7 protein-coding genes are annotated in these 11,886 nt (G+C 68.4%); 6 read left to right on the forward strand and 1 reads right to left on the reverse strand.

The window, feature by feature from the left end; all coding sequences use genetic code 11:
- Positions 1–38 precede the first annotated feature (38 nt).
- Positions 39–1,727 carry an ATP-binding cassette domain-containing protein gene (locus JF543_RS05480; protein ID WP_206823046.1) on the forward strand — a complete coding sequence of 563 codons (1,689 nt, stop codon included), beginning with the start codon at positions 39–41 and terminating at the stop codon, positions 1,725–1,727.
- A 139-nt stretch (positions 1,728–1,866) separates the two neighbouring features.
- Here the strand turns inward: JF543_RS05480 and JF543_RS14615 are convergent, their stop codons facing one another.
- Entirely contained in the window at positions 1,867–2,337 is a 471-nt protein-coding gene (locus JF543_RS14615; protein WP_347401104.1) for an endonuclease domain-containing protein, read from the reverse strand.
- Positions 2,338–2,754: 417 nt separating this feature from the next.
- Between JF543_RS14615 and JF543_RS05490 the strand changes: the two genes are divergently transcribed.
- The 5 genes from JF543_RS05490 (at position 2,755) to guaA (ending at position 11,802) form a co-directional block, all read left to right on the forward strand.
- Positions 2,755–3,873, forward strand: coding sequence for a GuaB3 family IMP dehydrogenase-related protein (locus tag JF543_RS05490; protein WP_179411940.1), 1,119 nt, complete (start codon positions 2,755–2,757; stop codon positions 3,871–3,873).
- A gap of 14 nt (positions 3,874–3,887) precedes the next feature.
- Entirely contained in the window at positions 3,888–4,697 is an 810-nt protein-coding gene (locus JF543_RS05495) for an SURF1 family protein (protein ID WP_242519403.1), read from the forward strand.
- Positions 4,698–4,900: 203 nt separating this feature from the next.
- Complete coding sequence (locus JF543_RS05500; protein WP_206823048.1) at positions 4,901–9,586, forward strand: ExeM/NucH family extracellular endonuclease; 4,686 nt, start codon at positions 4,901–4,903, stop codon at positions 9,584–9,586.
- 144 nt (positions 9,587–9,730) lie between these two features.
- A complete protein-coding gene (locus JF543_RS05505) occupies positions 9,731–10,219 on the forward strand; it encodes a DUF3817 domain-containing protein (RefSeq protein ID WP_179411566.1) in 489 nt (162 codons plus the stop codon).
- Entirely contained in the window at positions 10,216–11,802 is a 1,587-nt protein-coding gene (guaA, locus tag JF543_RS05510; protein ID WP_179411565.1) for a glutamine-hydrolyzing GMP synthase, read from the forward strand. The genes JF543_RS05505 and guaA overlap by 4 nt, the downstream gene beginning before the upstream one ends.
- Positions 11,803–11,886: the final 84 nt, after the last annotated feature.

Genomic DNA, 11,886 nt, shown 5'->3' on the forward strand with positions numbered 1-11,886 from the left:
TGGCAGGCTCGCCACTCGGTGGGCGGAAGGAAACCACCGTGGCCCACATCGACGTCAGTGCTCTTTCACTGACCCTCCCTGACGGACGCCCCCTGCTCGATGAGGTGACGTTCCGCGTCGGCTCCGGCGTGACCAGCGCGCTGATCGGGCCGAACGGCGCCGGCAAGTCGACGCTGCTGCGGATTATCCGCGGCGAACTCGCGGTGGATGCCGGTGCGGTGACCATCGACGGCTCCCTGGGGGTGATGGATCAGTTCGTCGGTCATGGCGACGGTGAGATGACCGTTCAGGATCTTCTGGTGAGCGTCGCGCCCACGCGCATCCGGGCCGCCGCCGAAGCACTCGACGCCGCCGAGAACGCGCTCATCGACACAGAGAACGAGCGCACGCAGATGGCGTACGCGACCGCGCTCGCCGACTACGCGGATGCCGGTGGCTACGAGCACGAGACCGTGTGGGACCAGTGCACGGTGGCCGCGCTCGGAGTGCCCTACGACCGTGCCCGGTATCGCTCTCTCGACAGCCTTTCGGGTGGCGAGCAGAAGCGGCTCGCCCTGGAGGCGCTGTTGCGCGGTCCCGACGACGTGCTGCTTCTGGACGAGCCCGACAACTACCTCGATGTGCCGGGAAAACGCTGGTTGGAACAATCTCTGCGCGACAGCGCGAAGACCGTGCTGCTGGTCTCGCATGATCGCGAGCTGCTGGCCAGAGCGGCCGATCGCATCATCACCCTGGAGGTCGGGGGAGCGGGCGCTACGGCGTGGGTGCACGGCGGTGGGTTCGCCACGTACCATCAGGCGCGCAGCGATCGCATGGACCGCCTCGACGAGCTGCGGCGCCGCTGGGACGAGCAGCACGCCAAGCTCAAGGCACTCGTCGCGACTCTCAAGGTCAAGGCGTCCGCCAACGACGGATTCGCCTCGCGCTACCAAGCGGCCCAGACCCGACTGCGCCGGTTCGAAGAGGCGGGCCCGCCCGAGGAACGCCCACCCGCACAGGACTTTGACATGCGTCTGCGTGGTGCGCGCACCGGCAAACGGGCGCTGGTGTGCACCGGGCTCGAGCTCACGGGCCTGATGCGGCCGTTCGATGCCGAGATCTGGTTCGGCGATCGGGTGGCCGTGCTCGGCTCGAACGGCTCTGGCAAGTCGCACTTCCTGCGCCTGCTGGCCCGCGGCGGCAGCGACCCCGATCCCACCCGGGGACACCTCACGACAGCATCCGAGGCATTGCTTCCCGTTCCGCACGGCGGCGCGGCCGTGCTCGGAGCACGCGTCGTGCCCGGCCTGTTCGCGCAGACCCACGCCCACCCGGAGTTCGTCGGACGCACCCTGCTCGACATCCTGCACCGCGGCGATGACCGGCGCGCGGGGATGCCTCGCGATGCCGCCAGCTCGGCCCTCGACCGCTACGGTCTGGTCCGGCAGGCGCAGCAGGCGTTCGAGCAGCTTTCCGGAGGTCAGCAGGCGCGCTTCCAGGTGCTGTTGCTGGAGCTCAGCGGAGCCACCATGCTGCTTCTCGATGAGCCCACCGACAACCTCGACCTGGAATCCGCCGAGGCACTCGAACAGGCCATCGCGCGCTTCGAGGGCACCGTGCTGGCCGTCACCCATGACCGGTGGTTCGCGCGTTCGTTCGACCGGTTCCTGGTCTTCGGCGAGGACGGTGACGTGTACGAGTCGGATGCCCCGGTCTGGGACGAGAAACGGGTGGTCCGCGCCCGGTGAGGAGCGGGCGGGGGCTTCCGCACCCGGCCGACGTGCGCCCGTGAACGAGAACAGGCTCGTTACCGAGAACATGCTGGATTTCGGGCATCCGTCGTGTTCTCGGGACTCGTCCTGCTCTCGGTGACGCGATGCCCACACCTCACCTGCGCGCCCGGCGCAGCCCCTGGGCGACGGCGTTGATGATCGTCTGCTGCACGTACGTCGGGTCGAACATCACCTGTTGGTAGTCGAAGCGCAGCACGGTGTACCCGAGCAAGGCCAGCCGGGCGTCCTGACGCAGGTCGCGGCGGCGGTCCTTCGGCTTGCGGTGATGTGTGAACCCGTCCAACTGCACCACCAGCCGTTCGCCGATCAGCGCGTCGACAGGGTGCCCGTCGATGACCACCTGCTGCTGCACCTCGACTCCGCAGCTGCGCGCGATCGCCAGGAAATGCGTCTCGACACCAGAGTCCGACAGGGTGCCGACGACGTCGAGCACGTTCTGCACCGCGGTGCTGTGCCATTCCGTGCGGCGCAGTTGCGGGAGCGTCACGAGACCGATGCGCAGGGCCGACTCCCAGATCGCGGTGGCATCCGAGGGATCCTGGCATCGACCCACGTGGTAGAGCACGTTCAGTATCGGATCCTCCACGGCGAAGCGCGCGACGGGCGCCGGGCCCGGTGCCCAGTGCAGCACATGGTCGTGATCCCCGATCCGCGACGACGCGCTCGGCCCTCCCGGCCTCGACGGCGCTCCGCATCTCGTGCACGGAGTAGCCGGCGGTGCGCAGATCCCTACTGTGTGCGACGCCGCCCCGCTGTCGCATCCACATGTCCAGGGGAGTTCTCATGCCACGACGATGCCGGTTGCGGGCATCCGCCGTGAGTCGGTTTCACGCCTTCTGGGGAGAACTCGTGCGAAATCGCGTTTGTGGAGGGCGGGCACGTGCGGGGAAGTGCGGGCACGCGCGAGCACGCCCGGCGAGATCGGGGCGGTGACCCCACGGAAGGGCGATGTCGGCCCGACGGGTAGGGTGGAGGGGTGAGCATGGACATCGAGATCGGCCGAGGCAAGCGTGCGCGACGCGCCTACACGTTCGACGACATTGCGGTCGTGCCATCGCGACGCACCCGCAACCCCGAAGACGTGTCGACGGCCTGGACGATCGACGCGTTCTCGTTCGACATTCCGGTGATCGGCGCGCCGATGGACTCGGTGATCAGCCCGCAGACGGCGATCATGCTGGGCCAGCTCGGCGGCGTCGGCGTGCTCGACCTCGAGGGCCTGTGGACCCGGTACGAGAACCCGCAGCCGATGCTCGACGAGATCGCCGCTCTGCCTGCCGAGCAGGCGACCGTGCGCATGCAGCAGCTGTACTCCGAGCCGATCAAGCCCGAGCTCATCAAGCAGCGCCTCGCCGAGATCCGCGAAGCCGGTGTCACCGTGGCCGGCTCGCTGACCCCGCAGCGCACGCAGGAGCTGTACGAGACCGTCGTGGCCGCCGGTGTCGACCTGTTCGTGATCCGCGGCACCACCGTGTCGGCCGAGCACGTCTCCAGTGTCACCGAGCCGCTGAACCTGAAGAAGTTCATCTACGACCTCGATGTGCCCGTCATCGTCGGCGGCGCGTCGACCTACACCGCGGCGCTGCACCTGATGCGCACCGGAGCGGCTGGTGTGCTCGTCGGTTTCGGTGGGGGAGCGGCATCCACCACACGCGTGACCCTCGGCATCCACGCCCCCATGGCGACGGCCGTCTCGGACGTCGCCGCGGCGCGCCGCGACTACCTCGACGAGTCGGGCGGACGCTACGTGCACGTGATCGCCGACGGCGGCGTGGGCACCTCCGGCGACATGGTCAAGGCTCTCGCGATGGGTGCGGATGCCGTCATGCTGGGCGTCGCGCTCTCGCGTGCCACGGATGCACCCGGTCAGGGCTACCACTGGGGTGCTGAGGCGCACCACCCGCAGCTTCCGCGCGGACGCCGTGTGGCGGTCGACCGCGTCGCGAACCTTGAAGAGATCCTGTACGGCCCGGCCCCGGTCGCGGACGGCACCGCCAACCTGATCGGCGCGCTGCGCAAGTCGATGGCCACCACCGGCTACTCCGACCTGAAGGAGTTCCAGCGGGTCGAGGTCGTGCTGGCGCCGTACGAACTGGGATGACGACACGAGCCGGGATGAGCACGACGGAGCCCGACGCGACACCGCGATTCGCCCCCACGCTGCGCGAGGTAATGCTGCGTCCGCGCTGGATGGGCGTGCTCGGGCTGTGCTTGATCGTCGCCGGCGTGTTCGCCTGGCTCGGACAGTGGCAGCTGGCCAGTGCGATCGATACCGACCCGCCTCCGCCCGGTGCGACAGAGCAGGTGCTCCCGCTGACCGAGGTCATCGAACCGGGTACGTACCTCGCTGAGGAACTGGGCGGCCAGAAGGTCACCACCAGCGGCACGTGGGTGCCCGAGGACTTCATCGTCATCTCGTCGCGCGTGAACGACGGTGCCGAGGGCTATTGGGTCAGCGGTCAGCTCCGGGTCGCCGAGCGCACGTCGATCGCCGTGGCGCTCGGGTGGGCTCCGACGCGCGAGCAGGCGGATGCCGCCGTCGCGTCCCTCACGCAGGCGGGCGCCGTACCGGCTGAGCTGCAGGGGCGACTCATCGACGACGAGGGTGTCCAGGTGCCGCCGAGTACCGAGCCGATGCGGCTGGATCGGATGTCTCCCGCAGCGCTGCTGAGCCGCTGGCACGACACCGAGCAGCTCGATGTCTACCGGCCGTACCTGGCCTCGATCGAGGCTCCGCAGGGGCTGGTCGACATCAGCTCGCCGGCACCCGAACTGAAGTCGCCGATCAACTGGCTCAACATCTTCTACGCCATCGAGTGGGCGGTCTTCGCCGGCTTCGCGTTCTACCTCTGGTATCGCCTCGCGCGCGATGCGTGGGAGCGTGAGGTCGAGGAGTTCGAGGACGCCACGAGTAGCGCAGCCTGAGCGGGTTCTTCGCACCGGGCCGCGCCGCAGGGTGACGCGCGCGACAGCTGTTCCGCTGCCGTTCACCCCGGCGACGCTTTGGTGCGTGCCCGGTGTCGGCGCCGACCCCTATGGTCGCATTCATGCGCGTGTTCCCGTGGCACGCGTCGGTCGCGGGGTTCACAGCACCTCCTGACCGTTCACCGATGGAGGAGACTGCAACGATGATGCCCGATCTCCGGGACGCGAGCCGCACGGCTTCCGCACCCCGACACCGGATGCGAGCGCGCTGGGGCGCACTCGCACTGACGACCGCATGCGCGATGAGCCTCGGAACGCTCGTCGCCACACCCGCCTTCGCCAACCCGGCAGGCACGGGCGTGGTCATCAACGAGGCGTACCTGTCCGGCGGAAGCGCCGGCGCTGCGTTCACGAACAAGTTCGTCGAGCTGTACAACCCGACCGACCAGGACATCGTCCTCGACGGCATGTCGCTGCAGTACCGCTCTTCGGGCGGCACGGAGGCGTTCACCGGGGTCGGTGTGCTGACCGGCACGATTCCCGCCGGTGGCTACTTCCTGGTGCAGGCGAACAGCAACGGATCCAACGGTGCAGCACTGCCGACAGCCGATGCCGAGACCTCCCTCACGCCGAGCGGCACGAAGGGCACCCTCGCGCTGGTGCAGGGCACCACGGCGATCACGCTGACGCCCGGTTCCTCCGTGGGCGCTGAGAACGTCATCGACCTGCTCGGCTACGGCACCTCCAACACGTTCGAGACCGCCGCGGCGACCGCGCCGTCGGGCAACACCGACGTCAAGTCGCTGAACCGCACCGACGCGGTGGATACCGACGACAACAGCGCCGACTTCTCGCTGTCCGCCGACATCACTCCGACCAACGCCGCCGGCGAGACCGACGGTGGTGACGGTGGTGACGGTGGCGCCGTGATCGAGGCGACCATCGCCGAGGTGCAGGGCACCGCAGGCGCGTCTCCGCTGGTCGACGAGACCGTCAAGGTCGAGGGCGTCATCACCGCCGACCACCGCACCGGTGGATACAACGGCATCGTCATCCAGACCGCCGGTTCCGGTGGCAGCGACGCCGCGCGCGAAGCATCCGACGGTGTGTTCGTCTACCTCAACGGCAAGAGCGTTCCCGGTGAGATCGGCGATCTCGTCTCGGTGACGGGAGTGGTCGGAGAGTACTTCGGTCAGACCCAGATCACGCCGGCGTCGGCATCCGATGTCACCGTCGTGACCGCCGAGGCGGGCCTGCCCGCGCTCACCCCGCTGCCCGCCACGGTCATCGGCGACGACCGCGAGGCCTACGAGAGCATGCTCGTCGTGCCGACCGGCGACTACGCGGTGGCCTCCAGCCACCAGCTGTACAACTACGGAACGCTGTGGCTGAACCCCGGCGAGCTGAACGTCAAGAGCACCGAGATGCACCGGCCCGGTGCCGACGCCGACGCCGTCGCTGCGGCCAACCGTGCTGAGCGCATCCTGCTCGACGACGGTTACAGCATCCAGGTCAGCAACGCGGCCCACCCGGGCGACCAGCCCTACTTCACGAAGGATGTCGTCGTGCGCAACGGCGACGTCGTCGACTTCGGCGACAACGGCTTCGTGCTGCAGTACGGCTTCAACGACTGGCGTCTGCAGCCCACGACTCCGCTGAACAGCGAGTCGCCCGCGGCACAGAAGGTCACCTTCGAGACGAAGAACCCGCGCCCCGAGGTCCCGGCCGTCGGTGGCGACGTGCAGGTCGCGGCGTTCAACGTCTACAACTACTTCACGACGCTGCGCTCCGAGAACTCGGATGCCCGTGGCGCCGGCGACGCGGCGCAGTTCGCGATCCAGAAGTCGAAGATCGTCACGGCGATCAACGATCTGGACGCTGAGATCGTCGCGCTGATGGAGATCGAGAACTCGGTCAAGTTCGGCGACCCCGTCGACACGGCGCTCGCCGACCTCGTCGACGGGCTCAACGCCGCCGCCGGCAGCGAGGTCTGGGACTACGTGCCCACGCCCGAGGTGCTGGACAACGCCGCGATCACCGACTTCATCACGAACGCGATCATCTACAAGAAGGATGCGGTCTCGACCATCGGCGACAGCGCCTCGATCGTCGACGAGACGGTGTGGAACATCGCTCGTGAGCCGATCGCGCAGGCGTTCGACATCGACGGCCGCACCGTCACCGTGGTCGCGAACCACTTCAAGTCCAAGGGCGGTAGCGGTGCTGAGCCGGCCGACGGACAGGGGCGTTTCAACGCCGAGCGCGTCGAGCAGGCCGAGTCGCTGCTGGACTTCACCGAGCAGCTCGCCGATGACGCGGGCAGCGAGGACATCCTGCTGATCGGCGACTTCAACGCCTACAGCGAAGAAGACCCGATCGACGTGTTCGCCTCGGAGGGATGGAGCAGCCTCGTCGCTGACCGTACCGACGGTCAGTACACCTACACGTTCGACGGTGAGCTCGGCTCGCTCGATCACGTGATCGCCTCGCCGTCGCTGGCGCCGTCGATCACCGACGCGGCCGTATGGGCCATCAACTCGCCCGAGTGGAGCGACCGGGGCTACGCCTTCGGCGCCGCCGAGACCGGTACCCCCTACCGCTCGAGCGACCACGACCCGATCCTGGTCGGCGTCTCGGCGTCGGCCCCGCCGGTGAGCATCGACATCGCCACGATCAACGACTTCCACGGTCGGATCGAAGCCGATGGTGCTGCTGCTGGTGCCGCGGTCCTGGCCGGTGCTGTGCAGCACGTGCGCGACGAGAACCCGAACACGATCTTCGCCGCCGCCGGTGACCTGATCGGCGCATCGACGTTCACGTCGTTCATCAACAACGACGAGCCGACCATCGACGCGCTCAACGCCGCCGGGCTCGATGTGAGCGCCGCGGGCAACCACGAGTTCGACCAGGGCTGGGAAGACCTGCGCGACCGTGTGCAGGACCGGGCCGACTGGGAGTACATCGCGGCGAACGTGTTCCTGACCGACACCGGTCAGCCTGCGCTCGCCCCGGCCTGGGTCAAGGAGATGGACGGCGTGCGCGTCGGCTTCGTTGGCGCCGTGACCGAGGATCTTGGTTCGCTGGTCCGCCCCGAGGGCATCGCCGACCTCGAGGTGCGCAGCATCGTCGACTCGGTCAACGCCGTGGCCGACGACCTGCGTGACGGCAACAGCGCCAACGGCGAAGCCGACGTGGTCATCCTGCTGGTGCACGAGGGCGCGTCGACCGTCGTGGTCGAGGACATCACCCCCGACACCCCGCTGGGCGAGATCGTCTACGGCGTCGACGGCGACGTGGATGCCATCGTCTCGGCCCACACCCACCTGGCCTACAACCACGTGATCGACGGACGCCCGGTGATCTCGGCCGGTGAGTACGGTAAGAACCTCGGTGTGATGAACCTGCAGGTCGACCGCGACACCAAGGAGCTGCTCTCTATCGAGAACGAGATCCGTCCGCTGGCCACCGAGGTCGCACCGCGCCAGTGGGAGGGCAACTACCCGGCCGTTCCCGAGGTGCAGCAGATCGTCGACGCCGCCGTGGCGGAGGCCGACGTGCTCGGTGCCGTCAAGGTGGGCGACATCACCGCAGACTTCCTGCGGGCACGCCAGAGCGACGGCACCACCGAGAACCGCGGTGGCGAGTCGACGATCGGCAACTTTGTCGCCGACGTGCAGCAGTGGGCGACCGACGCCGATGTCGCACTGATGAACCCGGGTGGTCTGCGGGCCAACCTCACCTTCGCGTCCTCGGGCGCCGAGGACCCGGATGGCAACGTGACCTACCGCGAAGCGGCGACGGTGCAGCCGTTCGCCAACACGCTGGTCACGCAGCAGCTCACCGGTGCGCAGCTCAAGAGCGTGCTCGAAGAGCAGTGGCAGCCCGAGGGCGCCAGCCGTCCGTTCCTCAAGCTCGGTGTCTCGGAGGGGCTGGTGTACACCTACGACCCGACCGCCGCTCAGGGCGATCGCATCACCTCGATGATGCTCGACGGTGAGGTGATCGACATGTCGGCCAGCTACACCGTCGCGGCCAACTCGTTCCTCGCCGGTGGTGGCGACAACTTCGCCACGCTCGCCGAGGGCGCCGACAAGCGCGACACCGGCCGCATCGACCTGCAGTCGATGGTCGACTGGTTCGACGCGAACGGCACCGCGACCCCCGACTACGCGCAGCGTGCGGTCGGCGTGGTGCTCGACCCGGCAGATGACGAGTTCAGCGCCGGCACCGAGGTGACCGTCTCGCTGTCGTCGCTGGCATTCAGTGCCGGTGAACCCGCACCGGGCGAGGTCACGCTGTCGCTGGGCGCGACGCAGCTGGCGTCGGGCGCGATCGACCCCACCGTCGTCGACACCACCGACGAGGTCGGGCGTGCGAGCCTGACGTTCACGGTCCCGGACGACGTGACCGGTGCGCAGACGCTCACTGTCGCGGTCGCCTCGACCGGCACGGTCGTGCAGGTGCCGTTCCGCATCGCCGCCGAGGTCGCCGAGGGCACGATCTCGCTCGACCGCTCGACGGTCGCGGCGGGCGAGTCGGTGACGATCTCGGGTGAGGGCTTCCCCGCCGGCGAGAAGGTCAAGCTCGAGCTGCGTTCCACGCCGGTTCAGCTCGGCTCGGCGACCGTTCGCGAGGACGGCACGCTGTCGGCCACCGTCATGATCCCGAAGGGCACCGCGGCCGGTGAGCACAGCATCGTCGCGATCCTGACCGATGGATCCGAGGCGAGCGCGAAGCTCACGGTCACCGCGGCCGGCGGCGACACGGGCTCCGGTGACGGCGATCTCGCCACCACGGGTGCCGACTCGACCGCCTTCATCGTGCTGGCCGTGCTTCTGCTGGTGGCCGGTGGGGCGCTCGTGCTGATCCGCCGTCGCATGCGGGCATGAGTGCATGCTGGCTGACGCTCGAGGGATGATTCCCCAGGGCTGAAGGCCACGGGCCCGCCGCAGACGACACGTCTGCGGCGGGCCTTCGCGTTGCCCCGCACAACGCGCCAATCGCCCGCGCGCACGGCGGCTAGAATGGAGGGCATGCCCGAGCCCAGAGTCGCCAGCTTCCCGGCGATCCGCGGAGCGCTGAAGTTCTATCAGATCGCATCGATCATCACCGGCGTCATGCTGCTGCTGCTCGTCGCCGAGATGGTGCTGAAGTACACGCCGATCCGTCTCGAACTCTTCCTCGGAGGGTCCGGCGGATTCCTCTGGTTCGCCGATGTCATCGAAGGTCCCGAGGGCCTGGAATCGACCGGTGATGGGATCAACCTGTCGCTCGGCGTCCTCATCGTGCACGGCTGGTTCTACGTCGTGTACCTCTTCGCCTGCTTCCGCATGTGGAGCCTGATGCGCTGGAAGTTCCTGCGATTCATCTGGCTCGCCCTCGGTGGCGTCATCCCGTTCCTGTCGTTCATCATGGAGGCGCGGGTCGCGCGCGATGTGAAGACGTACCTCGCCGAGCGGGAGGCCGCCGACGCCGCGGCTGGAGCAGAACCTCAGAACTCTCAAACGGAAGGTGCCCGGTGACCGAGCAGACCGAGACCCAGCAGCGCCCCGCGCTCGTCGTCGATTTCGGCGCACAGTACGCCCAGCTGATCGCCCGCCGCGTCCGCGAGGCCGGCGTCTACAGCGAGATCGTGCCGCACACGGCGACGGCTGAAGAGATCGCCGCCAAGAACCCGGTGGCGCTGATCCTGTCGGGCGGTCCCTCGTCGGTGTACGAGGACGGCGCCCCCAAGCTCGACCCGGCCGTGTTCGATCTCGGCGTGCCGACGTTGGGCATTTGCTACGGGTTCCAGTACATGGCGCAGACGCTCGGCGGCGAGGTGGCACACACCGGCCTGCGCGAGTACGGCGCGACCGACGCCCACATCACGGCAGAGGGCAGCACGTTGCTGGGCGACCAGCCCGCCGAGCAGAACGTGTGGATGAGCCACGGCGACCAGGTCGCCCGCGCGCCCGAGGGCTTCGAGGTGCTCGCCTCGACCGATGCCACCAAGGTCGCGGCGTTCGCTGACGAGAACCGTCGTTTCTACGGTGTGCAGTGGCACCCCGAGGTGAAGCACTCCGATCACGGCCAGGCCATCATCGAGAACTTCCTGCACAAGGGGGCGGGCCTGCCCGCCGACTGGAACAGCGACAACGTCATCGCCGAGCAGATCGAGCGCATCCGCGAGCAGGTCGGCGACGCCCGCGTCATCTCGGCGCTCTCGGGCGGTGTCGACTCGGCCGTTTCGACCGCACTGGTGCACCGTGCCATCGGCGACCAGCTGACCGCGGTCTTCGTCGACCACGGTCTGCTGCGCAAGGGCGAGCGCGAGCAGGTCGAGAAGGACTACGTCGAGTCGACCGGTGTGCGTCTGATCACCGTCGATGCCGTCGACACGTTCCTGGGGCACCTGGCCGGGGTCACCGACCCCGAGACCAAGCGCAAGATCATCGGCCGTGAGTTCATCCGTGCGTTCGAGCAGGTGCAGCGCGATCTGGTCGAAGAGGCCAAGGCCACGGGTGGCGCGCCCGTGAAGTTCCTCGTGCAGGGCACGCTGTACCCCGACGTCGTCGAGTCCGGCGGCGGATCGGGCACCGCGAACATCAAGTCGCACCACAACGTCGGCGGCCTGCCGGACGACCTCGACTTCGAGCTCGTCGAGCCGCTGCGCGCGCTGTTCAAGGACGAGGTTCGTGCGATCGGTCGTGAACTCGGCATTCCTGAGGCGATCGTCGGGCGTCAGCCCTTCCCGGGGCCCGGCCTCGGCATCCGCATCATCGGCGAGGTGACTCGCGAGCGCCTCGAGGTGCTGCGCGAGGCCGACGCCATCGCGCGCGAGGAGCTCACCAAGGCCGGCCTCGACCAGACGATCTGGCAGTGCCCGGTCGTGCTGCTCGCCGACGTCCGTTCGGTGGGCGTGCAGGGCGATGGACGCACCTACGGGCATCCGATCGTGCTGCGTCCGGTCTCGTCGGAAGACGCGATGACCGCCGACTGGACCCGCCTGCCCTACGACGTGCTCGCGAAGATCTCGAACCGCATCACCAACGAGGTGCGCGAGGTCAACCGGGTCGTGCTCGACGTCACGTCGAAGCCACCGGCAACCATCGAGTGGGAGTGAGAGAAGGGGTCGCGAGAGCGGCCCCTTCTTCGTCTCCGGCACCCGTCATCCGCTGAGAAACCACTTCCCGTCTGAGGAACCACG

Source organism: Microbacterium esteraromaticum (assembly GCF_017303215.1).
Lineage (GTDB): Bacteria > Actinomycetota > Actinomycetes > Actinomycetales > Microbacteriaceae > Microbacterium > Microbacterium esteraromaticum_C.

Bases quoted from the DNA above. Each gene is read 5' to 3' on its own strand.
- JF543_RS05490 (WP_179411940.1), top strand. From the start codon at position 2,755: ATGGACATCGAGATCGGCCGAGGCAAGCGTGCGCGACGCGCCTACACG.
- JF543_RS05495 (WP_242519403.1), top strand. From the start codon at position 3,888: ATGAGCACGACGGAGCCCGACGCGACACCGCGATTCGCCCCCACGCTG.
- JF543_RS05500 (WP_206823048.1), top strand. From the start codon at position 4,901: ATGATGCCCGATCTCCGGGACGCGAGCCGCACGGCTTCCGCACCCCGA.
- JF543_RS05505 (WP_179411566.1), top strand. From the start codon at position 9,731: ATGCCCGAGCCCAGAGTCGCCAGCTTCCCGGCGATCCGCGGAGCGCTG.